This window comes from Xenorhabdus lircayensis (assembly GCF_016306625.1).
In the GTDB taxonomy this organism is placed as follows: domain Bacteria; phylum Pseudomonadota; class Gammaproteobacteria; order Enterobacterales; family Enterobacteriaceae; genus Xenorhabdus; species Xenorhabdus lircayensis.
In genome coordinates this window covers 131,788-155,508 of sequence record NZ_JACOII010000020.1, presented here as the reverse complement: position 1 = coordinate 155,508, position 23,721 = coordinate 131,788, and the positions used below count along the sequence as shown (strand labels likewise).

At 48.2% G+C, this 23,721-nt stretch carries 24 protein-coding genes and 1 pseudogene; 2 read left to right on the top strand and 23 right to left on the bottom strand.

What is annotated here, in order from left to right:
• The 6 genes and pseudogenes from H8A87_RS03225 to H8A87_RS03200 all read right to left on the bottom strand — a co-directional run bounded on the left by H8A87_RS03225 (position 1) and on the right by H8A87_RS03200 (position 4,748).
• Positions 1–792, bottom strand: a complete 792-nt coding sequence (locus tag H8A87_RS03225; RefSeq protein ID WP_198688559.1) for a DUF4311 domain-containing protein — start codon at positions 790–792, stop codon at positions 1–3.
• An 87-nt stretch (positions 793–879) separates the two neighbouring features.
• Positions 880–1,170 (bottom strand): annotated as a pseudogene (locus H8A87_RS03220) (DUF4312 family protein); the annotation flags it as partial.
• A complete protein-coding gene (locus H8A87_RS03215) occupies positions 1,167–1,586 on the bottom strand; it encodes a glycine-rich SFCGS family protein (RefSeq protein ID WP_198688557.1) in 420 nt (139 codons plus the stop codon). The pseudogene H8A87_RS03220 and the gene H8A87_RS03215, both read right to left, overlap by 4 nt.
• Positions 1,587–1,605: 19 nt before the next feature.
• Positions 1,606–1,929 carry a transcriptional antiterminator gene (locus H8A87_RS03210; RefSeq protein WP_408646857.1) on the bottom strand — a complete coding sequence of 108 codons (324 nt, stop codon included), beginning with the start codon at positions 1,927–1,929 and terminating at the stop codon, positions 1,606–1,608.
• Between the two features lie 332 nt (positions 1,930–2,261).
• Positions 2,262–4,193: a BglG family transcription antiterminator gene (locus H8A87_RS03205; protein WP_198688556.1), complete on the bottom strand. Its 1,932-nt coding sequence runs from the start codon at positions 4,191–4,193 to the stop codon at positions 2,262–2,264.
• 21 nt (positions 4,194–4,214) lie between these two features.
• On the bottom strand, positions 4,215–4,748 hold the full coding sequence (locus H8A87_RS03200; protein ID WP_198688555.1) for a dihydrofolate reductase family protein: 534 nt from the start codon (positions 4,746–4,748) through the stop codon (positions 4,215–4,217).
• A gap of 496 nt (positions 4,749–5,244) precedes the next feature.
• On the opposite strand from H8A87_RS03200, the gene H8A87_RS03195 reads away from it, so the two are divergent.
• Entirely contained in the window at positions 5,245–5,454 is a 210-nt protein-coding gene (locus H8A87_RS03195; RefSeq protein WP_198688554.1) for a hypothetical protein, read from the top strand.
• Between the two features lie 79 nt (positions 5,455–5,533).
• On the opposite strand, the gene catB is transcribed toward H8A87_RS03195, so the two are convergent.
• The 14 genes from catB to paaA form a co-directional block, all read right to left on the bottom strand.
• A complete protein-coding gene (catB, locus tag H8A87_RS03190; RefSeq protein ID WP_198688553.1) occupies positions 5,534–6,172 on the bottom strand; it encodes a type B chloramphenicol O-acetyltransferase in 639 nt (212 codons plus the stop codon).
• A gap of 28 nt (positions 6,173–6,200) precedes the next feature.
• Entirely contained in the window at positions 6,201–6,797 is a 597-nt protein-coding gene (paaY, locus tag H8A87_RS03185) for a phenylacetic acid degradation protein PaaY (RefSeq protein ID WP_198688552.1), read from the bottom strand.
• 48 nt (positions 6,798–6,845) lie between these two features.
• Positions 6,846–7,784, bottom strand: coding sequence for a phenylacetic acid degradation operon negative regulatory protein PaaX (gene paaX / locus H8A87_RS03180; protein WP_198688551.1), 939 nt, complete (start codon positions 7,782–7,784; stop codon positions 6,846–6,848).
• Between the two features lie 139 nt (positions 7,785–7,923).
• The gene (gene paaK / locus H8A87_RS03175; RefSeq protein WP_232370042.1) at positions 7,924–9,303 is read right to left on the bottom strand and encodes a phenylacetate--CoA ligase PaaK; all 1,380 of its coding nucleotides are present in this window, start codon (positions 9,301–9,303) and stop codon (positions 7,924–7,926) included.
• Positions 9,304–9,410: 107 nt separating this feature from the next.
• Positions 9,411–10,625 (bottom strand): 3-oxoadipyl-CoA thiolase, encoded by a 1,215-nt coding sequence (pcaF, locus tag H8A87_RS03170; RefSeq protein ID WP_198688550.1) that lies wholly within the window; start codon positions 10,623–10,625, stop codon positions 9,411–9,413.
• Positions 10,622–11,086 (bottom strand): hydroxyphenylacetyl-CoA thioesterase PaaI, encoded by a 465-nt coding sequence (paaI, locus tag H8A87_RS03165; protein WP_198688620.1) that lies wholly within the window; start codon positions 11,084–11,086, stop codon positions 10,622–10,624. The genes pcaF and paaI overlap by 4 nt, the downstream gene beginning before the upstream one ends.
• Positions 11,076–12,722, bottom strand: coding sequence for a 3-hydroxyacyl-CoA dehydrogenase (locus H8A87_RS03160; protein WP_198688549.1), 1,647 nt, complete (start codon positions 12,720–12,722; stop codon positions 11,076–11,078). The genes paaI and H8A87_RS03160 overlap by 11 nt, the downstream gene beginning before the upstream one ends.
• 2 nt (positions 12,723–12,724) lie before the next feature.
• On the bottom strand, positions 12,725–13,522 hold the full coding sequence (paaG, locus tag H8A87_RS03155; RefSeq protein WP_198688548.1) for a 2-(1,2-epoxy-1,2-dihydrophenyl)acetyl-CoA isomerase PaaG: 798 nt from the start codon (positions 13,520–13,522) through the stop codon (positions 12,725–12,727).
• Positions 13,523–13,525: 3 nt separating this feature from the next.
• Positions 13,526–14,299 carry a 2,3-dehydroadipyl-CoA hydratase PaaF gene (gene paaF, locus H8A87_RS03150; protein ID WP_198688547.1) on the bottom strand — a complete coding sequence of 258 codons (774 nt, stop codon included), beginning with the start codon at positions 14,297–14,299 and terminating at the stop codon, positions 13,526–13,528.
• Positions 14,300–14,338: 39 nt separating this feature from the next.
• On the bottom strand, positions 14,339–15,436 hold the full coding sequence (paaE, locus tag H8A87_RS03145) for a 1,2-phenylacetyl-CoA epoxidase subunit PaaE (protein ID WP_198688546.1): 1,098 nt from the start codon (positions 15,434–15,436) through the stop codon (positions 14,339–14,341).
• A 35-nt stretch (positions 15,437–15,471) separates the two neighbouring features.
• Positions 15,472–16,002, bottom strand: a complete 531-nt coding sequence (gene paaD / locus H8A87_RS03140; RefSeq protein ID WP_198688619.1) for a 1,2-phenylacetyl-CoA epoxidase subunit PaaD — start codon at positions 16,000–16,002, stop codon at positions 15,472–15,474.
• A 28-nt stretch (positions 16,003–16,030) separates the two neighbouring features.
• Positions 16,031–16,822, bottom strand: coding sequence for a 1,2-phenylacetyl-CoA epoxidase subunit PaaC (paaC, locus tag H8A87_RS03135; protein WP_198688545.1), 792 nt, complete (start codon positions 16,820–16,822; stop codon positions 16,031–16,033).
• Positions 16,823–16,833: 11 nt separating this feature from the next.
• A complete protein-coding gene (paaB, locus tag H8A87_RS03130) occupies positions 16,834–17,121 on the bottom strand; it encodes a 1,2-phenylacetyl-CoA epoxidase subunit PaaB (RefSeq protein WP_198688544.1) in 288 nt (95 codons plus the stop codon).
• Positions 17,122–17,166: 45 nt separating this feature from the next.
• Complete coding sequence (paaA, locus tag H8A87_RS03125) at positions 17,167–18,108, bottom strand: 1,2-phenylacetyl-CoA epoxidase subunit PaaA (RefSeq protein WP_198688543.1); 942 nt, start codon at positions 18,106–18,108, stop codon at positions 17,167–17,169.
• Positions 18,109–18,436: 328 nt separating this feature from the next.
• Between paaA and paaZ the strand changes: the two genes are divergently transcribed.
• Positions 18,437–20,509, top strand: coding sequence for a phenylacetic acid degradation bifunctional protein PaaZ (gene paaZ / locus H8A87_RS03120; protein WP_198688542.1), 2,073 nt, complete (start codon positions 18,437–18,439; stop codon positions 20,507–20,509).
• 163 nt (positions 20,510–20,672) lie between these two features.
• Here the strand turns inward: paaZ and H8A87_RS03115 are convergent, their stop codons facing one another.
• The 3 genes from H8A87_RS03115 to H8A87_RS03105 form a co-directional block, all read right to left on the bottom strand.
• Positions 20,673–20,837, bottom strand: a complete 165-nt coding sequence (locus tag H8A87_RS03115; RefSeq protein WP_198688541.1) for a hypothetical protein — start codon at positions 20,835–20,837, stop codon at positions 20,673–20,675.
• A 121-nt stretch (positions 20,838–20,958) separates the two neighbouring features.
• Positions 20,959–22,107, bottom strand: coding sequence for a glycosyltransferase (locus tag H8A87_RS03110; protein WP_198688540.1), 1,149 nt, complete (start codon positions 22,105–22,107; stop codon positions 20,959–20,961).
• Positions 22,108–22,611: 504 nt separating this feature from the next.
• Complete coding sequence (locus tag H8A87_RS03105) at positions 22,612–23,718, bottom strand: aminotransferase class V-fold PLP-dependent enzyme (RefSeq protein WP_198688539.1); 1,107 nt, start codon at positions 23,716–23,718, stop codon at positions 22,612–22,614.
• Positions 23,719–23,721 lie beyond the last annotated feature (3 nt).

Here is a 23,721-nt window from a genome sequence, read left to right as displayed (position 1 = left end):
TTATTTCCCACCCAGAAGTTGATGGATATGGTGTAGCCAATTTGGTGCATCCAGCATGAAAGATTGCAGGAGCTTCAGATCGAATTCACGGAAGAAGCCGCTGAGGATGAACAGCAAAACGACGGCGATGAGCATGGTACGGGTGATTTTGTTCCAGCCGCTGTCATCCACGCCCTTGCCGATCAAGATGCCCAACACCAGACCAGGAATGGCATTGCCCATAATGAGTTGAGCACAACCGCCGAATAGCGTGGCCCAGAAACCGGAGCGGCGACCGGCATCCAACGCGGCGAGCCAGAACAGCACGGGCATCACAGTGTTGACCAGCAAATTGGCGGCAGGGACAAGCACGTTGGTCGCGGTGGTCTGCAAGGCAGCGGGCACAGCGGAGGCAGTGGTATTCAGGAAAGCGACCAGCAGTGCCCCGATAATCCCGCAGGCAATCGCCATTTTTTTCGGATTGTGCAGCGTTTCCGCGACGTTGCGGTTTTTTATCATCAAAGCCGCCGCGCCCCAATTGGGAATGATGCGATGATCTACATCCTGTGTGAACGCGCCAGCAGCGACCGAAGATGCCCAAGCGTTAAAAAAGAAACCGAGGCCAAAAGAGAAGTGGGAGGCCGGATCGCCTTCACAAGCATTCAGCTCACCTAACGTGCGAAATGCCCCCATACCTTGAACGGTCGGCGCGTGGAACATCCGTGCCGCTCCTGCGCCGAGGCCGAAACCACACAGACCACCGATAACCAGCGACATGCCCAGTATTTCGATCAAAGAGGCGGTAGCACTCATGGGTTTTTCTCCCTATCAGGTTCTGCCGGAAATATGTTTTTCTTCGGCGTTACTTTTTTTGGGCATACACGGATTGGCTGAAATGGATTGCTGGAAATGAATAGCCTGTATATCCAGCAAGATGACATTGACGGTAACATCCAGTACCACTGAATAGCGTTCGCGCTGACGGGGCAGAAAAAAGAACAGAAACTTTTCTGTCGTGACTTCGCTGGTGGCACTGACGATGGCAATGTCTTTCGGTTCGATACGCAGGATAATGTGAGAAGTTCCTTGCAATACCGTGCGTTGCACCGCATTCAAGGCATCGGTGATGGCTTTTTGTCGGGAATCACCGGAGCCGCTGACGCGAACAGAGGTTTCAAGCAACTCTTTCATGATTGCTTCTCCTGTTTTTTGATAAAGGCCTGAACCAGCCGCTCGCCTAATACGGCTTTGTCCATGAAACCAAAACCAAGCACAGTACAGCCTTCGCGGATCGCTGTTTCACCTTCTTCAATCGAGCGCATACCGTGGCGAACTGAATAACCGTATTTGTTTTGTGCCGTGATCGCGCCAGCGCCGCCACTGCCACAAAACGAAATGCCGATATCGGCCTGCTCTTGGTGCATGACATCACCCAACTTCATATCTGCTGCCATGCCCGGAATCACAATCGCTTTCCCGCCTGCGGCTTCAATACCCACAGCAACGTTTTGTCCCTTACCTAAACGATCACCGATAACCACAACGACTTGTTTTTTAACGACCGGTGTTTTAATGACTTGTTCTTTAAAGAATGTTTTTTTGCTCATGGGTTCAGCCTCCAAATAATTAAGGATTGGAACGCGCGATCTCAAAATGTACCGATAGCAGATAAACTTCTTCGACAGCCAGATTAGGCAAGGTTTCGACGATTTGTGCAGCCAGCTTTATGGACTCTGGAGATATCTCATCAAACAGCGAAAGATCCACTTCCGGCAAGGCCTCTCCTGTCTTGGCTCTTATCACCATGGCCTTAACGTGGGATGCCAGCATTTGTTGCTGGACGGACGTGGTGTAAGCCCCTTTTGTTGCCAGACATATTTCAATGAGAGCCAAGACTTCTTGGCTGACTGTTTCGGGATCAAGGATTCCTTTCGCCATGATTCTTTTCATCATATTGAAACGCATGGAGGGACTATTCACAAAAGGTTCCCAATCAGTCATAAAAGGTTCCCAATCAAATTGATCACGGCAAATCGCCGCTCTGTCATCAAACGAATACTGTTTTGTTTGCTGAAATGACCTTATCGATTTTATTGCTAGCTTTGGAGTAGATTAATTTCCGCTTCAAAGTGGAAATTATTTAAAAATAGGGGGGATTATGCGGCATTGTGGGCTTTTTCAGTGAGAAAATGGGTAAAAAGCGTAGGAAATGATTTTCTTATCCTTTGAATGTGGTCACATTATAGCCAGCTCTATTCCTTGTGTTTTGATGATAATGGAAGCTAGATGGCCCTGCCAAGGCTGTCTTTTGCAATCATCTGAAAATCATCGAAGTTCCGGCTGCGCAACAGTCTTTTCGTGGCTTTTTCCCTCACAAACGTGACAAATAGATCGTAGATGGACATGGCTTCTTCATAGTCCTCTTTACTGATGGCGAGCAAGAAAATCACATTAGCTCGCTCTTTGGTTTCTCTGCTCCATTCAATACCGTTGGGGGCGAGGATTGTGACGACAACAGTTTTGCGTGCCAGTAGCCCCAAAGCGTGTGGCAGAGCGATATTGTCTCCCAACAATGTGGAGATAATGGATTCTCGCTCAATTAACGAAGGACAGAAATCGTCGTTGACATAACCATCCACCTGCAATCTGCGGCAGACCTTTTTGAACAGGGCTTCCTGCTCTATTTCTTCCTTAATCACCATGAAATAACGTCGGTCAAAGAAACGTTCCAGAATATAGGAACGAGTTTGATCCACCATCGTTAGTCGTCCAATCAGCTCGATTTGGTAGGCTGTAGGGAAAGGGGAAATTTTGACGATAGGCTTATTTTTCTCAGTCAGGCGCAGAGTCGTAATGACAAAATTCTCTTCCACATAGGTCAATGTATTGTATTCATGGCATGGCAGGATACGCTGGAGCTTGAGTTGCGGAAATTCGCGGGCAATTTGCGCTTCAATCATTCGCCGTGTTGCATTGCCGGCATCGGTAACGAGTAAAACAGCAATAGGGCGGTTATGACCTGTGCCGTAATGGCGTTCCAGCCCTACACCGATATGTACGGCCAGATATCCCAGCTCATCTTCATTGATGGCATAAGGAAGTTGGTTTTCAATGCGAGTCAGCGCGCTGACCGTGACATCGTAGGCAAAAGGGTAATACTGTTTGATATCCGCCAGCAGGGGATTTTTCGTGCTGATTTGGTGCTGCAATCGACTGATTAACAGACTTAAGTGGCTCGCCAGATCGTTTCTCAGCCTGTTGTCATGACGTAAATCATAGTTATAGGATTCATTGATATCGTTGAGGATATCATCAGCCCAGCGCTGACTCTCAAGAATACTGCAAATGGGATCGTCAAGCAGGGGAACACGATGTGCGGCGATTTGCCTGCCGAGATAAAGGGCTTCTGCGTGAGACATTTCATTATTTAAAAATATGGTGAGTGCTGTTGAAATTTCCTCTACTGCACGTTGTATGGTGCTATCCAGTTGATGGATTTTGTTGTGTTTTATTGGATGATGATGGCGAATGCGGAACAGGGAAACCGCACAGTTAACTATCAGATATTGGCGGCCTTCATTGGTTAGCTGGATATCAAACCGACTGAGATTGTTTTGCAGGATTGCTTCAATATAAGTCAGGTCGATATGGGCCAAAACATCAATCCTGAATTGGCTGAGTGATGGCTCCATGTCCCGTGAGAAGCGGTGTAGCAACGTGTCCGTCAGGCAGGATCGAATCAAACGCTCATCACCATGCAATTGGGTTCCCAAACGAGAAATGCTTTCCAGTTGCAGGGGATATTTGCCAAGCATCTCGCGCACCGTGCTCATATCATGCTGCAACGTGCCACGGCTGATACACCACGCTTCGGCAATATCATCCAGTTTGATTGGTTTTGATGCCAGCAACAATTTCAGCAGCAGTGCATCCACACGATCACGGGCGTTGCGGGGGATCGTGTGGATCATTTGCTGTTGTTTTGGCAGGGAGGAAAATAAGGTTTGATCTTCAATGCGAAGGGCGTAGCCGATCCCACGTTTATAAAAGATCTGCGCCCCGTAACGGCGCAGAATGTCATTCAATTCGCTGATATCCGTGCGAATGGTGCGGCTGGAAACACTAAAGCGTTTTGCCAACTCATCTTGTGGCAATTTCTCCGCCTGAATCACTTCAAAGAGATAGGCAAGACGCGAATAGGGAAACAGAGCCATATAGATATCCTGCATCCATGGTTAGTTGATATCCATGACCGTCTCAATCGCACCACTGCGCAAGAATCGCTGTTTATTAGACGTTGCATGAATAGCCTGATTAACAGGTAGGACAGGAATGCCTGATCCTAAAAATACCGGAACGGTAGTAATAAACAGTTGTTGCAGCTCCCTGGCATCGGCAAAACTGGCGGCGGTTTTCCCCCCTCCAATAACCCAAACATCTCTGCCTTTGGCTGCGGTTTTTGCTTTCGCGGCAATATTCTTGGGGTTGCCTTGAGTGACAACGGCATTAATGTCAGCAGAAATAGTTAAATACCTTGAGGAAAGAATAAAGGAAGGAATATTTTGATACGGCCACTCGCCTGAGGAGTTTTTCATAATCCACTCATAGGTTACAGCCCCCATAATTGCTGCCCCAATGCCTTGATAAAACGCATCATAAGGAGTGGCATCATCACCAAGTGGACAATCATATAACCAACCTAATTCATGGTTTTCAGTAGCAATATAGCCATCCATTGTGGCGGCGACATAATAGATGAGTTTTGACATGGCTGTTCCTCATTTTTGCATGTATTTGTATGTAGTAGTGCTAATGAATCAGGGGAGGAAGATTACGGTGCCTGGCCAGATAAATAATGGCGATAAATAAACCAATTACCTTATCAGGCAGACAAAAAACAGATTAGCCTTTTTGAGCGATCTTGATCGAAAAAACAGCAAAAAACTATCTAATGGATAAAGCAGCATAATAAAATGATGTGTAGATTTCATCATGTGGTTTTTAACTAAAATATTAGAAATTGAAAATAGATTAATAGTAATTTATTTCATTAAATGACTTTCACATAATATACTTTATTATTGTGTTCGGGAATTTCGCTAACATTTATGACTTAAGTCATAATATAAAACGGTATTCGTTTAATAATCAAAAATAGGATGTATCTCACTCGAAAATACTATGATTCACTCATAAAATCCTTTGTATTATAAAATAATGACTTCTCAAGAACGGATCTCCAGTAAATCAAAGGAATCGCCAATCATGTCCAGATTTATCATCATGAGGAATAACAGAGCATTACTTAATGAAACCGTATTTATATTCAGTAAGCCTTTTATTGATATCAATGAGTATGTTGTTCCTTATAAGGAAGCAATGAATCATCAGGCTTTATGGGCTAAGGAGGGTGTGATACAAATTATTGACGATTGTGAATTGCATGGGCAAAAAATCACGATAAAACCTTCTTAGGTTCAATAAATTAAACTGCCTGCAACCTGCAAACAGTTTGGTAAAAGCAATGATTTGAACTCGATAAAGTATCGGTGGCTTATTTTGTCTCGCTTTGATCTTTCCACCACCGATACAGTGCTTCAATATCCGATGAGGTCATCAGTTTCATCGCGACCTTCAATTGCTCTAACGGCCAGTTCCACCACTGCATTTCCAGCAGCAAGGCAATATGCTCATCAGAAAAGCGTTTTCGGATCACTTTCGCCGGATTGCCGCCAATAATGGTATAAGGCTCCACGTCTTTGGTCACTAACGCGCGAGTGCCAATGACGGCACCGTCGCCAATTTTTACTCCCGGCATAATGATTGCTTCCGCTCCAATCCAGACGTCATTGCCGACAATGGTATCCCCCATAGGTTGATAGCCATCTCGTGCATCAGCAAAGGCGGGTTCTTCCGACATATAGAAAAACGGAAATGATGAAACCCAATCTAGGCGATGCCCTTGGTTGCCCGCCATCATAAAGGAGATGCCCGTACCAATGGAGCAAAAGCTGCCGATGATGAGTTTGTCGACATTGGTTAAATCAGGCGATAAGTAACGGGCGCATTCGTCAAATGAATGACCGTGATAGTAACCGGAATAGTAGCTGAAACGACCAACCTGAATATTCGGGTTGGTGACCTGTTCTGCTAATGTCTTTCCCTTAAAGGGGCTGTCAAAGTAGTTTTTCATAGGGTATTTGTTGTTATTAAGTAGTGAATTACAGTTGATTTTTAGGTACGAAATCTTGTCTGAAGACCATGCGCTTGCGGTCGGGTTCTATTTCTGTCAGTGGATTGACTTCTTTTAATGTCTCTTTACAGCGTGTTACAAGTTCCTGATATTCACGGGTACTGACACGCTTCCATTCCAGTTCTTGCTCTGTCAGATCTCGCAAGGCACGGGCGGGAGAACCGATAATCAGTTGATTGGCGGCAAAGGTCGCATCCGCCTTGATAAAGGCCATTGCACCAACAATGCAATTTTCGCCAATTTCTGCCCCATCCATAATCACGGAATTCATGCCAACCAAGACGTTGCGTCGAATTTGGCATCCATGCAAGATTGCACCGTGCCCGATATGCCCATTCTCTTCAACTACCGTGTCCTGTTGGGGATAACCATGGATGACGCAGTTATCTTGAATGTTCGAGCCATCCATCACGATCAGGCGCCCAAAGTCACCTCGCAGGCTGGCATTGGGACCGATATAGACCTGTTTTCCAATAATGACATCACCGATCAAAACGGCGGTAGGATGGACATAGCTGCTTGGATCGATAACTGGGGTTAAACCATCAATTTGGTAGACTGGCATGATTTGTTCCTCTTGAAATCTATTGGGATAGATTAGACGGTAAAATTGTCAGACGCTCATTTCACTGTGCAAGCCACCAAAACGTCGGTAATACGCCGCAGCAGGTTGGGGTAATTGACCAATGGTCGTTTCGCAGCGTTCGCTGACGTAGCGCGTCGCGGCAAGGTCAATACGCTGATAGATATTGAAACATAAGTTGCGCGCAATTTGTCCTTCCCATTGTGCAGGCAGCAGGGCATCAGGTAACAAGGGATCGCGCAGTACCACACGGCGGTAAAAGTGGATCAGCAGCAGACGTAACTGGAAGCAGCGTTCCGGTGTCAGGTCGTCTTCATGGCAATCCCGCAGCAAGGCCATCAAGGGGCGGAAAGAGACGATAAATTCGTGATAGTGCTGTGATACCTGCTCCAGTGACCAGCTGGCAGATACGCGCTCTTTCAGGCTCTGTTCTGAACGTGGGTAAGGATAATCGGCACGGAAGTAGATGACGGAATCGCTGGCGTTGAGTTCACCCAACAGGGCAGGGATGTCACTTTGGGAACTGCTTGGCGCAGCCATCAGGGTGCTGTTGAGTTGCCCGAATCCAAGCCAGCCCAACTCTTTTTTCAGGTGGGTACGCTCGTCTTTGTTGGCGCCTTCCAGCAGCAGTAAATCCCACTTGCCATCCCATTCCGGCGGTTCGCTGAGATAGATTTTGCTCTCTGCATGGCGAAATTGATTCATGCCACGCTCGGTGATGCGGTAATAACTGCGCCGGCCAATTTTTTCTACCGCGAGCCAACCCTCTTTTTGCAGGCGAAATACAGATGTCCGCACGAAACGGTCACTGAACCCCATCGGTTCCAACAGGAGGCTCAGGCTGCCAAGCCAGACTTCACCGCCACGGTGGCTGAGAGCATCTCCATACAGGGAGATGATCAGCGATGTTCCGCTGATAGGCTGGGCATCAAGGGCGTGTCGGATAAAATCGTCGAATTTGTGTGCCATATTTTTCTGTGATCTGATTAAAAGTGTGTCATGACATTAGGATAACCGTATAGATACGCTTAGGAAAAATATTATTGGGAAAGCGCCACCGTGGTTCCACATCATTGAATGTGATCATTGAACTTGCGGTGGCAAAAGGTTATTCATGCGGTCGGTTGTCGATTACCCGTACTGCCTTGCCTTCTGAGCGTGGAATGACACCACAGTTAACGATGCTGACATCGGTACTGAGTCCGACCATCGATTTAATGTGATGGCGCAACTGGTGACAAAGATTGCAACACTGTTCATGGTTGAGCAGATTAGGCTCTTTCAGTTCTACTTTGACTGACAGGCAGTCATGGTTGCCGTTGCGGTTTACTTCCAACTGGTAGTGGGGGGACAGTTCTTTAAAGCGGATGATCTGTTCTTCTACCTGTGATGGGAAAACGTTGATGCCACGGATGATCAGCATGTCATCAGAGCGTCCGGTGATCCTGTCCATGCGACGCATGTTACGTGCCGTGCCGGGTAATAAGCGTGTCAAATCGCGGGTGCGGTAGCGAATTATGGGCATGGCTTCTCTGGTCAGAGTGGTTAAAACCAGCTCTCCGTTTTCACCATCTGGCAGGTCATTTAGGTTGTCAGGATTAATCACTTCTGGATAGAAATGATCTTCCCAAATAGTGGAGCCATCGGCATATTCCAGTGACTCCATCGCAACGCCCGGCCCCATGACTTCGGATAGGCCGTAGATATCCAACGCTTTGATGCCCATGCGGGTTTCAATTTCGGTGCGCAGAGCGGTTGTCCACGGTTCTGCGCCGAAGATACCGACACGGAAGGAGCAGTTGCTGGCATCCCCGCCCATTTTGCGTTCCAGTTCATCCAGCAGTGTCAGACAGTAGGATGGCGTCATCAGGATGACATCAGGCTTGAAGTCCATAATCAGTTGTGCCTGTTTTTCGGTGTTGCCGCCGGACATCGGAATCACTGCCGCGCCCAGCCGTTCAGCGCCATAGTGTGCCCCCAATCCTCCTGTGAACAGGCCGTAGCCGTAGGCTACGTGAACTTTGTCTTTGGCGCTAACGCCCGCAAAACGCAGACTGCGGGCGATGAGATCTGACCAATTGTCAATATCCCGCCGGGTATAACCCACCACGGTAGGGCGTCCTGTTGTGCCGGATGAGGCGTGGATGCGCACAATCTGTTCCATCGGGACGGCAAAGGTATCAAAAGGGTAATGTTCCCGCAGATCTTGTTTGGTTGTGTAAGGAAATTTGCGGATGTCTTCGAGCTGTTTGAAATCACTCGGATGGACACCCGCGGCATCAAATTTGCGGCGGTACATGGGAACGTTGTGATAGGCGTGATTGAGAGTCCATTTTATCTGTTTAACTTGCCGGGCTTGAATTTCATCAAGTGAGGCAAATTCAAGGGGGTCCAGATGTTGTGTCAGGTGCTGTTTTCGGTATTGTTTTTGGTATTGTGTTCGGTGATGTTTTAAGTGCTGTTCTGGGTGTCGTACGTTGTTGCTCATAGTTTCCTGTCCTTTTGTTAATTTGTTTGTAACAGGTTGTTTTTGTAGTTATGTGCAGGTGTTAGTTAAGTCAGGGAATCGGGTATAAGTTCAGCTATCAGTGGTTGTTATGAAATACGTTCAATAATCATAGCGATGCCTTGTCCCACACCAATACACATGGTGCACAAGGCATAGCGACCCGTACGCCGTTCCAGTTCAAGGGTCGCCGTCAGCGCAAGGCGGGCACCGCTCATGCCCAGCGGATGGCCCAATGCTATCGCACCACCATTCGGGTTGACGTGTTCTGCATCATCCGGCAGCCCCAATTGGCGCATTACGGCCAATGACTGTGCGGCGAAGGCTTCGTTCAGCTCAATGACATCCATTTGATTTAGGTTCAAGCCAGTGCGTTCCAATACCTTGTGGGTGGCAGGCAGTGGGCCGATCCCCATGATGCGTGGTTCGACTCCACACGTTGCCGTTGCGACAATACGCGCCCGTGGGGTTAGCCCTTGGCGTAATGCCGCTGTTTCTGAGGCGATGATAAGTGTCGCTGCACCATCGTTGAGACCGGAAGCGTTGCCGGCGGTAACAGTGCCGTCGGTACGGAATGGGGTTTTGAGCCGTTGCAGTTGTTCGAATGTCGTTTCCGGCCGAGGGTGTTCATCCTGCGAGATGATTGTTGCGACGCCTTTTTTGTGGGTTGAGGGCAGAGTGACGGGGATGATTTCTTCGGCCAGTACGCCGCGTTGTTGTGCACTGACGGCGCGTTGCTGACTGCGCAGGGCGAAGGCATCCTGATCGGCACGGCTAATTTGAAACTGGGTCGCGACATTTTCTGCCGTTTCCGGCATGGAATCAGTGCCAAATTGTTGCTGCATTAACGGATTGATAAAACGCCAGCCGAGGGTGGTATCAAAGATCTCGGTTTGGCGGCTGAATGCGTTGTCTGCTTTGCCCATAACGAAAGGGGCGCGGGTCATCGATTCAACGCCACCCGCCAATATCATCTGGGCGTCACCGGCGTTGATGCTGCGGGCGGCGAAGGCCAAGGCATCCAGACCGGAGCCGCACAGCCTATTGACTGTCGTGCCCGATACTGAATTTGGCAGCCCCGCCAGCAGCAGTGCCATGCGTGCGATGTTGCGGTTATCTTCCCCAGCCTGATTGGCGCAGCCGAGGATCACATCATCAATTTGCCCCCAATCCAGTGCCGGATAACGGGCCATTAATGCCTGTAGCGGCAGGGCTGCCAGATCGTCAGCCCGCAGGCTGGATAGCGCGCCGCCATAACGTCCGATGGGAGTACGGACACCATCACAGATAAACGCGTGAGTCATGATTTTTCTCCCAGACTGTTTTCCTGAGTGCTCTCCAGAATAGAGCGACCGAGGCGGTGGGCGTGACCGCGGAAAAGAGCCACGATTTTGCCGTCCTGATTGATGATTTCGACGTCGTACAGGCCGGTGGTTTTACCTTGATGCTGCACAGAAGCGGTGGCGGTAAGGCGGGCGCCGACTAATGCCGGACGGATGAAGTCAATGCTGCCGCTGGATGCCACCGCCGCCAGTCCTTCGCTGTTGCAGGCGTAAGCGAAGGCGGTATCAGCCAGACTGAACAGAATGCCACCGTGACAGTTTTGATGACCGTTGAGCATGTTGGGCACAATCGTCATGCTGAGTTGGGCGATCCCCACGTCAATATGCTCGATGTGCATTCCCATGCTTCGGGCGCAGGCGTCTTTGGCGTATAGGGTTTCAATGCAGCGGCGAGCCAGTTGGCTGGAGATTTTATCGTGCATGAGTGCTCCCCTTATTATGGTTTTCGTGATTATGCTTTCCGTGATCATCGCTTTCGTACTGTTGGGGGAGTTGCAATCTGGCATGACCTGCCGCCAGTTGGCGCAGCAGGGGCGCTGGGCGGTAACGGGGTTCGCCATAGAATTTCTGCAAGTTTTCCAGCGTACTGAGAATATGTTTCCAGCCCAGTTGCTCACCCCATGCCAGTGGGCCGATGGGGTAATTCACGCCATTGCACATTGCCAGATCGATATCTTCGGCGCTGGCGATGCCTTTGTTGATCGCATCCAGCGCTTCGTTGCACAGCATGGCGACGGTACGCATCGTCAGCAGGGCGGGATAATCTGGCAGGATAATCACTTGCTTGCCGAGAGATTGCAGGAAGCCGATCACCTTTGCCGATTGTTGGGGCGTATTCTGACAGGCAGTACTGAGGGTGATAATGGAAGCCGATTGGTGATTGGCGGAAAGATCAAACTGCATCACGGGTATCCTGACTTCGTCAGCAATTTGAGCACAGGTTCTCCCTTTGGTCAGCGTCAAGATAGTGCCATCAACCTGCAAGGTGGGAGAATGGAATCGGTCATTTTTACTTTCTTCGAAGATGATTCCATATTGCTGTAGTTTAGGTTGCTGTAGGAAGGCGGCAAAATGCGGTAAGGCAGCCCAATTTCCCGTTACCTTGATCCGCGCAGGCTGTTTTTGTTCTATGGGCTGTTTAGGTGCTATTTTCGGCTGCGGTTGAGTCTCTTTTTTTCTGTTGTTTCCTTTCATGTCATAAAAATAGAAACCGCGTCCGCGTTTGCGCCCAAGATGATCAGCATCCACCAGTTCTTTCTGCCGCAGAGAAGGTTGGAAGCGGGGATCGCCGTGAAAGGCGTGGAACAGGGATTCGGTTACGGCGTAGTTGATGTCATGGCCGATCAAATCCATCAGCTGTAATGGCCCCATCGCGAATCCGCCAGATTCTTTGATGACGGCATCCAGTGTGGCAGGGGATGCGACCTGTTCTTCCAATGCGCGCAGGGCTTCAGTATAGAACGGACGGGCGATGCGATTGACGATAAACCCCGGTGTAGAACGGCAAATCACGGGCTGCTTTTTCCAATCGGTAACGAGAATTTTCAGGGCGGCTACGGTTTGGGATGAGGTTTCCAGACCCTGTATGATTTCCACCAGTTTCATCAACGGTGCGGGATTGAAAAAATGCAGACCCGCCATGCGTTGTGGCGCAGACAGAACACGGGCAATGGCAGTAATTGATAATGATGAGGTGTTGCTGGTAAACAGGGTTTGGGCTGAACAAATGGATTCTAGTTGGCGGAATAGGTTTTGTTTGGCTTCCAATTGTTCGATGATCGCTTCAATCACCAGCGCACACGGCGCCAGTGCTTGTAACGAATCAACCTGAGTGATGCGCTGCAATAGGTCTTGCGTTGCGCCAGCCTCTGCTTTGCCAACCTCCACGCGCTGATGCAGACGGGTATGAAGACCATCCAGCGCATGACGTGCAGCTTCGCCGTTCATATCAAACAGCAGGACGGAATGTCCTGCCTGAGCTGCGACTTGAGCAATGCCGATACCCATTGTTCCCGCCCCAATGACGGCTATGGGGCCGTGGAGTAGAGGCGTGGTCATGATTATTTCCCCTTGAACATTGGCTGGCGTTTTTCAACGAACGCATTGATACCTTCACGGAAGTCTTCACTGTGTCCGCACTTGCGTTGTAAATCACGTTCGAGATCAAGCTGTTGATCCAAGGTATTGGCTGCGGCGGCATAAGTGGATTGCTTAATGCAGCCAAGGGCTACCGTGGGTTGGGTTGCCAGACGTTGAGCGAGTTTCCGTGTTGTATCTTCTAATTCTTCGGGTTTGACGACTTGCCAGATCATTCCCCATGCCAGTGCTTGTTCAGCGCTGATTTTATCGCCCAATAAGGCCATGCCCATTGCACGGGCCTGCCCAATCTTATGGGGCAGGAACCAACTACCGCCAGAGTCTGACGTCAGACCAATGCGACAGAAGGCTTGAATAAAGATGGCTGTACGAGAAGCGATTACCATGTCGCAGGCCAGTGCAAGGGAGACGCCAGCGCCTGCTGCAATACCGTTGACGGCGCAGATGATGGGTTTAGGCAAGGAAGTCATGCGCCGGATCAGCGGATTGTAGTAACGTTCAACGGATTGACCGAGATCGGGCACATTCCCCTCAGAAATAATAGTATTTCGATCATTTAAATCTTGCCCGGCACAGAAGCCGCGTCCGGCACCTGTGAGCAGAACACAGCGCACAGATTCATCCTGTTCAGCAATATCCATCGCCTTACTTAATTGTTGGTGTAGCTCCTCGTTAATGCTATTGAGGCATTCTGGACGGTTGAGCGTAATGCTAAGGACACCAGCTTTAATATCAGTGAGTATCATTGACATGTTTTCCATCTATCAGAATCCTTTAAATGTTGGTTTACGTTTTTCCAGAAAGGCGGTAATGCCTTCCTGACGATCGGCTGTACCCGCCAGAGCGACAAACTGCTGGCGTTCGGCGAGCAGCCCTTGTGACAGGCTAGTTTCCTGTGCGGTCTTAAGTGCCGCTTTGGCTGCCCGTAGTGCCAGAGGCGAGAATTCACTGATGCGTTGTGCGATTTGTTCTGCACGTTCTAATGTCAGGGCATCAATGCAAATTTCGCTGACCAACCCTGCCTCTTGTGCGCGGTGGGCGCTAATCGCCTCGCCGGTCAGGATCATCTGGTAAGCCAGCGCTTTTCCGACACTGCGGATGAGTCGCTGTGTTCCCCCCGCCCCTGGTATCAGCCCTAAGGTGATTTCTGGCAGACCAAAACGGGCGTTTTCTCCACAAATCACCAAATCACAGGCCAGAGCCAGTTCGCAGCCAGCGCCAAGTGCATAGCCATTCACGGCTGCAATCAAGGGCTTGCTAATGTTGTTTAAGCGTTGCCACAGTTGCGGCCGGCGGTCAGTCATGGCTGTGGCCACGGTCTGTTGTTGCAGTTCTTTTAGGTCAGCCCCTGCCGCGAAACAGCGCGATGAACCTGTAATAACCATGACTCCTGTTCCGCTATCCACATCCGCTTGCTCCAATTGCTGTACGAGCTGCTCAAGGCAGCCATTGCTGAGGGCATTACGCACTTCTGGGCGATTGAGGGTCAGTGTGCGTACTCTCTGCTGTTGGTGGCATAAAACCCATTCCTGACTCATGGTCGTTCCTCATTCCTGGTTTTTTATTCATGGATGCGTCTAAACATCAAAATCCACAACCACGCCATCGCCTTTCGGCCATGACTGGCAACTTAAGATATAACCGGCAGCCAATTGATCCGGTTCGAGGCTGTAGTTCACATCCATGTCCACTTCACCGGATTTAAGCTGGCATTTACAGGTAGCACATACGCCCCCTTTGCAGGCGTAGGGCAAGTCTGCGCCTTGACGCAGTGCTGCATCGAGAATGCTGTCATCTTCGGTGTTCATGGTAATGTTGAGGGTGCGACCGTCCAGATGAATTTCGACGCGGGTTTCGCTGCGTTCGGCGAGATTGGCAGGACGCGAACTCATCGCGGCTTTTTGGGCTCGCCCGGTATTGAAGCGTTCACTGTGGATGCATTTGGCGGGTATTCCTGCCTGCTCCAGTGCAGAATGGGCATCGTCCAGCATGGCTTCTGGCCCACAGAGAAAAGCATGGTCAAACTGGGCAAAATTGAGCAGAGTTTTGCCGATGCGGTGCAGGTGTTCGGTATCGATGCGTCCGTTAAACAATGGGCTATCAGTGGCTTCCTGACTGAACAGGTACAGCACTTGAAAACGGCTTAGGTAGCGATTTTTGATATCAGCCAACACTTCTTTGAACATGACGGAACGGCTGGTGCGATTGCCATAAATCAAGGTGAAAGTGCTATCCGGCTCCAGTGCCAGTGTATTTTTGATGATCGATAGAATGGGTGTGATACCCGAACCGGCGGCGATAGCCAGATAATGCCCTTGTTGGTCCGCATCGGGGCGATGGCCAAAACTGCCCTGTGGCAGCATCACCTCCAGCTCATCCCCAACTTTCAATTGCTGATTGATGAAAGTCGAGAAACGACCTTGATCAATGGCCTTGACGCCAATTTGTAATGCGTTATCTAGCGGTGAGCTACAGATGGAGTAGCAGCGGCGCAGCTCTTCACCATTTACCTGTGCCTTGAGTGTCAGGTGTTGACCGGGTTGATAGCAGAAACGGTTTTTCAGCGCATCGGGGACATGCAGAGTGACGGTCACGGCATCAGGTGTTTCCCGTTCAATGGCGGCGATACTTAAGCGGTGAAAGCTATGGGATCGTGTTCGATGAAAAGTAGCCATCTTCCTTCTACTCCCTATTAAATACATTTGCCTCATTAAATACATTTGAAATAGTCAAATGGTTCCAGACACTGTTGGCAGCGATAAAGGGCTTTGCAGGCGGTAGAGCCGAATTCGCTGATTTTTTCTGTTTCATGGCTGCCGCAGCACGGGCAGGTGATGGGTTCCACATCTGCTGTTTTTTCACAAGCCAACCCCTGAGGTGGGGCTATGCCGGATTCTCTCAGGCGTTGTTTGGCATCGGCATTCATCCAGTCGGTTGTCCACGCAGGAGTCAGACTGATTTCGATGTACACCGGCGTAAAGCCTGCTTGTGCCAATGTTTCCTGAATAGCGTTGATCAGATATTCCGTCGCGGGGCAGCCGGAATAGGTTGGGGTAAATGTTACCCGCCAGCCGTTTTGCAAGGGCGTGACAGCCCGTATCATGCCGAGATCGGTAATGGAGAGTGCGGGCAGTTCTGGATCAGCAATCTGGTGCAGACATTGCCAGATCTGATGGATTTCCGGTGGCTGTATTCCCGCACGAAAGCCAGCACGAAAGAATGTGTTGCATTGCTGTACCATCATTTCCTCCCATTGCTATCCGTATTTGTTACCAGTTGCAGTTGGGGTAACTGCGTTGTAGGTATTGCATTTCTGCCAGTATGTATCCCAGATGTTCAGTATGCAGCCCTTGTTTGCCGCCTTGTCGGTAAGGTGACTCCAGCGGTATTTCCAATGTGGCTTCTGTGAACGTTTCGTTGACGATTTTCAGCCACGGTTCATGCAGGGTTCGGGGATCAACGGCAATGCCGTCTTCGGCCAGTCGTTGCTCTATTTCGTCGCAATGAAACAGTTCTCCCGTAAAGCGCCACAGTTGATTGATCGATTGCTGGATTTTCTGGTGACTCTGTTTTGTGCCATCGCCTAAGCGGATCATCCAGCCCCGACTGAATCGCAGGTGATATTCCACTTCCTTCAAAGATTTGGTACTGATGGCTGCCAATTGGGGATCGCGGCTCTGTCCCAGCGCTTGATGCAGCAGAACGTGATAGGCATCGATAAAAAACTGGCGTACCAACGTGTCGTTAAAATCGCCGTTGGGTTGTTCCGCCAGCAGCAGATTGAGGTATTCCCGCTCATCACGACTAAACGCCAAATGATCTTCATTCAGCCCCGTTCCTGAAAGGGTAGCTGCATAGCTGAGGAAATGGCGCGCTTGCCCCAGCAGATCGAGACCGATATTGGATAGGGCAAGATCAATTTCCAGTTCTGGTGCATGCCCGCACCATTCGCACAGGCGCTGTGCCAGAATCAGCGGAGTGTCTCCCTGACGCAGCACGTAATTAAACAGGTCATGTCTGGGTGATGAAATGCTATGTGTATAAATGCTATGTGTATTCATATTTCCGTTCCCTACATGTTCTTGATGCCATCAGGGATGGTGTAGAAAGTCGGATGGCGGTAAATCTTATCCTCCGATGGCTCGAAAAAAGTGCCGCGATCTTCCGGCTGTGAGGCGACCAGATAGATGGATTTCACGACCCAGATGGAGCAACCTTCATTGCGACGCGTGTAGGCATCGCGCGCGTTTTCCAGTGCCATTTGATCATCTGCCGCATGGAGGCTGCCGACATGACGGTGAGCCAGACCCTGTTTACTGCGGACAAAGACTTCATACAGTGGCCAATCGGTATCGTTCATTAGAGTCACTCTCCTGTTCCGATTCTGTTCAGATAACGCAACGGATTAAGTGGTACGTTTTTTGGCGGCTATTTTCTTGGCATGAACAGACGCTGCCTCACGTACCCAGTTTCCGTTTTCCCAGGCTCGACGTTTGGCTTCCAGACGCTCGTGATTGCATATGCCCTGTCCTTTCAGTACTTGATAGAATTCATCCCAGTTGATTTCGCCAAAACGGTAATGCCCTGCTGTTTCATCCCAAGCCAGATCAGGATCGGGCGCTGCCATGCCCAGTGCTTCCAACTGGGGAACGGTGTTGTCGATGAATTTTTGCCGTAGTTCATCATTGCTGAATCGCTTGATTTTCCACGCCATACTTTGGGCGCTGTTGGGAGAATCATTGTCATTGGGGCCAAACATCATCAGCGTCGGCCACCAGAAACGGTTGATGGCGTCTTGTAACATTGCACGTTGGGCTTCGCTGCCATTCGCCAGAGCCATGACCGCCTCATAACCTTGCCGCTGGTGGAAACTCTCCTCCTTGCAGATTTTTACCATCGCACGGGCATAGGGGCCGTAAGAGGCGCGGCACAAGGCAACTTGATTGATAATTGCTGCACCGTCCACCAGCCAGCCAATCACCCCAACATCTGCCCAATTGAGTGTGGGATAGTTAAAGATAGAGGAGTATTTCATCTTGCCATTTAATAACTTTTGGTAGATATCCTGACGGGTACAACCTAGTGTTTCTGCGGCGCTATAGAGATAAAGCCCGTGTCCTGCCTCATCTTGTACTTTAGCCAGCAGTACCGCTTTGCGGCGTAGCGTCGGGGCGCGGGTGATCCAGTTGGCTTCCGGTAACATGCCGACCACTTCCGAGTGTGCGTGTTGACCGATCTGGCGTATCAGATTCTGGCGATAGGCTTCAGGCATCCAGTCTTTGGCCTCGATGGACAGATCTGCAGCGATCTTGGCGTCAAAGTGGGTCTGAAGTGGGTCAGTTGTCATTTTGGTCTCCATTATGATTCTTATTTTTTATAATTTCATATAAAAATGAATCACTTTAGTTAACCCTAAATCTATAAACTGTTAACAAAAATATCAAATGTTTCATCTGTATATTTGTCGTACACATCACAATATGAATTTTTATTCCTTTTAAAACAAAGTATTAATTTTTATTGTTGGATGAAGGCAAGAATATTGACAAGTGATCGGGTGCAAATGTTTTGATTTTGTTAATTCCATTAGTGGTCTTGTTAATGAAATATATGATACATAAATAGAATGCTGTTACTTAATGAATGATTCATTAATGAGATTGGTGGAGAAAAGAATGCAACAGTTAACGAGTTACATTTGTGGGGCTTGGATTTATGGGCAGGGCAACACCAGAACCATTCATCATGCAGTAAGCGGCGAAGCCTTGTATCAGGTATCTTCAGAGGGATTGCCATTGGCAGAGAGTTTAGTGTATGCCCGTGAAAAAGGTGGGAAGGCGCTGGCAGCAATGACGTTCCAGCAACGTGCGCAGATGATGAAAGCGGTTGCAAAGCATCTGCTCGCCAATAAAGAAGCACTGTATGCCATTTCCGTGGAGACTGGTGCGACCCGTTCGGATGGCTGGGTGGATATTGAAGGGGGCGTTGCGACGCTTTTCTCTTATGCAGGGTTGGCGGGGCGTGAGTTGCCGGACGATACTCTGTGGCCGGAAGATGAGATGATCCCGCTGTCTAAACAATCTCAGTTTATGGCTCGCCATGTGCTGACTTCCCGCCCCGGTGTTGCACTGCATATCAACGCCTTCAACTTTCCTTGCTGGGGAATGCTGGAAAAACTAGCGCCAACGTGGATGGCGGGTATGCCAGCGATGATTAAACCCGCTACGGCATCTGCCCAATTGGCACAGGCGATGGTGAAAATGATCATCGACAGCGGTCTGGTGCCGGAGGGGGCATTGCAATTGATCTGCGGTGGTATTGGCGATCTGTTTGATCATCTCGATTATCAGGATGCCGTGACTTTTACGGGGTCGGCACAAACGGGACAGAAGTTGCGTGCTCATCCGCGGCTGGCAGAAAAATCCATTCCCTTTACGATGGAAGCGGATTCTCTTAACTGCTGCATTTTAGGCGAGGACGTTATGCCTGAAATGCCGGAATTTGGTGTATTCGTCAAGGAAGTTGTCCGTGAAATGACCGTCAAGTCAGGCCAGAAATGTACGGCTATCCGGCGTATTATTGTGCCCGCCAGCCAAATGGAGGCGGTCAAACAGGCGTTGCTCAAACGGTTGTCCGGTGTGACGGTAGGCGATCCCGCCTTGCCGGAAGTAAGCATGGGGGCGTTGATTAGTCTGGAACAGCGTGATGAGGTACAGGCGAAGGTCAACGAATTGCACAATAGCGGTTGTGAACTCTTGTGTGGTGGTTCACTGGATAAATTGGTACTGACAGGCAACAGCAACAGTAATGGCGCATTCTATCCGCCGACTCTGTTCTATTGCGCTGATCCCATGACAAATCAGGTGGTACACGGTACGGAAGCCTTCGGGCCAGTTTCCACGTTAATGCCATATAAGGATACCGAACAGGCGATCGCATTGGCGATGATGGGACAGGGCAGTTTGGTGGGGTCATTGGTTACGGCGGATGAGCAGGTTGCTGTACAGGTGATCCGCGCGACGGCCTGTGCTCATGGGCGTATGTTGGTGCTGGATGAAGCGGCATCTGAGGAATCCACAGGACATGGTTCGCCACTGCCCATGTTGGTACATGGCGGACCAGGGCGTGCGGGCGGTGGTGAAGAATTAGGTGGGTTGCGTGCCGTGAAACACTATATGCAGCGCACTGCGATTCAAGGTAGCCCCAGTATGCTGGCAGCGATTGGCCGTGAGTGGGTTCGCGGTGCAAAAGTGAAGGAAGATCCGATACATCCATTCCGCAAATACTTCGAACAGCTTGTGATCGGTGAAAGTCTGCTGACCGCTCGCCGTACTGTCACCGAGGCGGATATCGTTAATTTTGGCTGCCTGAGTGGGGACCATTTTTATGCCCACATGGATAAAATTGGTGCGGCAGAATCTTTGTTCGGCGAGCGTGTAGCACACGGTTATTTTGTCGTATCAGCTGCGGCGGGTTTGTTCGTTGATGGCGCGGTTGGGCCTGTGCTTGCTAACTACGGTATGGAAAACCTGCGTTTCATTGAGCCAGTCAAGATTGGCGATACCATTCAGGTACGCCTGACTTGCAAGAAGAAGATTAAAAAAGCCCAGAAGAGTCCAGAAGATAAACCACACGGTGTTGTGGTGTGGGATGTGCAGGTGTTGAATCAGGAGCAACAACCTGTGGCGCTTTACAGTATCCTCACGCTGGTGGAGCGGCAACAGGGGGATTTTGCGGCTTTGGTGTAGGGGGGCGGTTGAGGTAATTGAATCTCAGATTTGTTAAATCAAGGAAATGGAAAAGCCTGAGGATCACCACTGCTATTCTTTAACAAACATCCTCAGGCTTCTAAAGTTTAAATTCAGGCTGAATTGTATTGGTAACGTATGTGAGTTGTAACTTTTGGAAGAATTATTCCAAAACGTTGCCAGCAAATACATGCTGAATTCTCAATCTGACTTCAAAAGCACGTTTGTTGTCTTCTGAAAACAGTTTGGCAAGATCTTTACTGGTAAAGACGTAACGACTTTGTTGATCGAGCTTATTTAAGCACTGAATGGCTGTAGTTTGGTTCATTTAAGTGGACACTTATATCATTTTAAAGTGATATATCTGTATACTTGCCACCTATTCTCTTGGTGGTGTTTTTTATCATTCTACATTTGAACTGTGTTCAAGTTGCCAACAACAATAGTGTCTAGCTGAATGGATCTTCATCTGAGTATTTTTTTTTAATACAGGCCCAATCTCCCGCATCATCGACATCTTTAAAAACTCCATCATTTTGATATTTAGACATAAGTTTATACTTTTGGGGGAAATATCTTTTTTGTTTGGGATTAAGATTATCGTCAATAAAACTAGGTCCTGTCATTCTCATAGTATAATCAATTCGCGTATTCTGACGAGCGAGTTCACTATTGTCGTTTGAATATTTATCAAGTCCTGTTCTCCATACAGGATCTTGCATACTGCATTTCATATTCAGATGGATGTGATTGGATTTTTGAAGTTTTAGGGCCAAGTCTATTCTTTTATCTATTTCATTGGATTTATTGGTTCTTTTTATTTTATTGATTTCATTGGCTTTAGATGATTGATTTATTTGAATAGAAAGATGATGTCTTTTCATCATAGTGGCCATGTGTAATAAAAGGTTTAAAATTTTTTTTGATTGGGGAAGGGATGCAATAATAGCATTTCCAAATTCATTATAGGGGATGCCAGAATACCAACCTAGCCCCGAACTGTCACCGATCCCCATATCAGACTGAAGATATAGATCTGAAAATCTAGCGCTTTTTCTCTCAAGAATACCTCTTATATCTTGATCACTTAATTCGACATCAGTATCAAGATATATTCCACCTTCCATATATAAAATAACTAAACGTGCAATATCACTGGCTGATGCATAATTATGATAATTACCGTTTAGATTAAGACGATATATATGCTGTAAATAACTAATCAAATCAATGCAATCTCCATAGCTCCTCGTGTTTTTTTCTTCTTTTCTATGATTGTTAAAGAAGCTTAAGCAATTTAATTCTGGATGTTGAATCGAGCTCAGATAATTAGCTTGTTGAGATAGAAATCTAAAAGCTGTTTCAATATTCCTATAAGTAAAATTAACGGGTATTTCACCAATATCAATAGCATTGCCATGATGTTTAAATTTCATTCTTCTTAATGTGTTTATAATTAACGAGTTTTTATTATTATCCCCCCAGATATTGACTTCAAAACCTGGGTTTTCATATTTAATCTCTATGATATTTCTCAAGTGTTTTTCTGGTATATTATTCCCGGCCCAGAAGTAATGAATTTTTTTTGGTATGTTCATAGGGGATTATCTCTTTAAAAGCAATTCACTTGCTATGTTGATAGATCTATTTACTGTAATAATGAATCTTCATATTATAGTGATGTATGTCACATTAATAACTATCGGAGTAAATTCCCAGAAGCGTAACCAACTATGTGACTGTGACTGGGGTGATTGAGGATAGCTAATAAAAGCAATTTGAAAAATTAAGAATATTTTATTAATTATAAGAAGGGTTCGGGTTGACCAAAGCCAAATCAAGTGCTAATACATAATGTAAACTAAATTTAGTTATTAACGCCTGATAATGTTTTTTGTTTTGGATTAACGATACCAAAACAGTGGGTAGATAATAAAAACAGATGAAATACCTTATGTGATGTAGTGACAGAAAGTATATCAGTGGTTTGTTTTTGCAGTTAAATGGTAATCAGGCGTTATATTTTTTCTTTTATAATTACTTGCATGTAAAGTTTCTATGGGTGTTCATCTTCTATTCTCCGAGCCAATAATCGGCAGCTTTCATCCAACGTTCCATTTCTCATATTTCAACCGACAGCTTCCCCGTAAAATACGCATCACGGTATCTGCTCCACTGCGATTGGGATTGATGCGGATCATACGCTGTTCCAATGTGGGATCTGTTTGACGAAAAGTGCTGGAAATGCGGTAAAACAGGGGCGGGATTTCAAATTTTGATTCTGCGCCTACCGGATAAGGTAGTGCTCCGAATGTATGGGCTGTGGCAAGTACCTTTTCTGCGATGGGTTCGTGAAATTCCACCAATAATACTTTAGATTGGGCATTGGCGAGAAGTGCCTGTTTCACTTGTGGTAATTCCCCTTGATTCAAGCGAGTAACCAGCTCATCGTTAACTTCTGCCTGCACTGCGTGCATGACTGGCGCGAATACCATACCGCGCAAGGCTTCCATTGCTTGATAACCCTGTATCTGGCAGCCACCGGAATACATACTGTGGCGCAGGGTATCAATGGCCGTTTGTTTTCCAACAACGATTCCAACGCCTTGCGGCCCCAATAATTTAAAGCAAGAGAATGTGGAGAGTGTTGCACCATATTCACAGCCAATTTGTGTTACTTTCATGACCGCATAGTTATCATCCACCAACGAAGGAATGTGATATTGATTCAGTGTGCCAATCACTTCTTGCAGGGAATAACTGTCAGACATCTTCTGGCGAGTATGCTGGACAAGACAGGCCACAGGTTGGTATTGCCGGATGGCGGCTGCAATTTGTTCTGTGTGATTGAAATCCGCATGGACGACGTGAAGTGCCATGTGTTCAATCGACACTTTGGTTGTGGGATAAATCGGCGCATTGTGCACAAGTAGTGTCGCATTGGGGCTGATTAAGGTGGCCAGCCCCGCGCGTAATGCGCCAGTTCCTGCTCCATTGACAAAGGCCGCCGCTTCAGCGCTAAAAAACTCCGCGATTACCGCTTCAATGCGTCGGGTCATCCGTGGCTGGTGAAGATCTGGGACTAAGCCCAGATCACCTTGCGAAAGAAAATCAGCACCCGGAAAGTGACGACAGATAATATCCACTAGCTTAAACTGTTGTTGTTGCGCTTGTGCCATCGTCATACTTTGCAATGGATAGGTTTTCATCTC

Coding starts and splice junctions, on each gene's coding strand:
- H8A87_RS03225 (WP_198688559.1), bottom strand. CDS start 792: ATGAGTGCTACCGCCTCTTTGATCGAAATACTGGGCATGTCGCTGGTT.
- H8A87_RS03215 (WP_198688557.1), bottom strand. CDS start 1,586: ATGAGCAAAAAAACATTCTTTAAAGAACAAGTCATTAAAACACCGGTC.
- H8A87_RS03210 (WP_408646857.1), bottom strand. CDS start 1,929: ATGAAAAGAATCATGGCGAAAGGAATCCTTGATCCCGAAACAGTCAGC.
- H8A87_RS03205 (WP_198688556.1), bottom strand. CDS start 4,193: ATGGCTCTGTTTCCCTATTCGCGTCTTGCCTATCTCTTTGAAGTGATT.
- H8A87_RS03200 (WP_198688555.1), bottom strand. CDS start 4,748: ATGTCAAAACTCATCTATTATGTCGCCGCCACAATGGATGGCTATATT.
- H8A87_RS03195 (WP_198688554.1), top strand. CDS start 5,245: ATGTCCAGATTTATCATCATGAGGAATAACAGAGCATTACTTAATGAA.
- catB (WP_198688553.1), bottom strand. CDS start 6,172: ATGAAAAACTACTTTGACAGCCCCTTTAAGGGAAAGACATTAGCAGAA.
- paaY (WP_198688552.1), bottom strand. CDS start 6,797: ATGCCAGTCTACCAAATTGATGGTTTAACCCCAGTTATCGATCCAAGC.
- paaX (WP_198688551.1), bottom strand. CDS start 7,784: ATGGCACACAAATTCGACGATTTTATCCGACACGCCCTTGATGCCCAG.
- paaK (WP_232370042.1), bottom strand. CDS start 9,303: ATGAGCAACAACGTACGACACCCAGAACAGCACTTAAAACATCACCGA.
- pcaF (WP_198688550.1), bottom strand. CDS start 10,625: ATGACTCACGCGTTTATCTGTGATGGTGTCCGTACTCCCATCGGACGT.
- paaI (WP_198688620.1), bottom strand. CDS start 11,086: ATGCACGATAAAATCTCCAGCCAACTGGCTCGCCGCTGCATTGAAACC.
- H8A87_RS03160 (WP_198688549.1), bottom strand. CDS start 12,722: ATGACCACGCCTCTACTCCACGGCCCCATAGCCGTCATTGGGGCGGGA.
- paaG (WP_198688548.1), bottom strand. CDS start 13,522: ATGGAAAACATGTCAATGATACTCACTGATATTAAAGCTGGTGTCCTT.
- paaF (WP_198688547.1), bottom strand. CDS start 14,299: ATGAGTCAGGAATGGGTTTTATGCCACCAACAGCAGAGAGTACGCACA.
- paaE (WP_198688546.1), bottom strand. CDS start 15,436: ATGGCTACTTTTCATCGAACACGATCCCATAGCTTTCACCGCTTAAGT.
- paaD (WP_198688619.1), bottom strand. CDS start 16,002: ATGGTACAGCAATGCAACACATTCTTTCGTGCTGGCTTTCGTGCGGGA.
- paaC (WP_198688545.1), bottom strand. CDS start 16,822: ATGAATACACATAGCATTTATACACATAGCATTTCATCACCCAGACAT.
- paaB (WP_198688544.1), bottom strand. CDS start 17,121: ATGAACGATACCGATTGGCCACTGTATGAAGTCTTTGTCCGCAGTAAA.
- paaA (WP_198688543.1), bottom strand. CDS start 18,108: ATGACAACTGACCCACTTCAGACCCACTTTGACGCCAAGATCGCTGCA.
- paaZ (WP_198688542.1), top strand. CDS start 18,437: ATGCAACAGTTAACGAGTTACATTTGTGGGGCTTGGATTTATGGGCAG.
- H8A87_RS03115 (WP_198688541.1), bottom strand. CDS start 20,837: ATGAACCAAACTACAGCCATTCAGTGCTTAAATAAGCTCGATCAACAA.
- H8A87_RS03110 (WP_198688540.1), bottom strand. CDS start 22,107: ATGAACATACCAAAAAAAATTCATTACTTCTGGGCCGGGAATAATATA.
- H8A87_RS03105 (WP_198688539.1), bottom strand. CDS start 23,718: ATGAAAACCTATCCATTGCAAAGTATGACGATGGCACAAGCGCAACAA.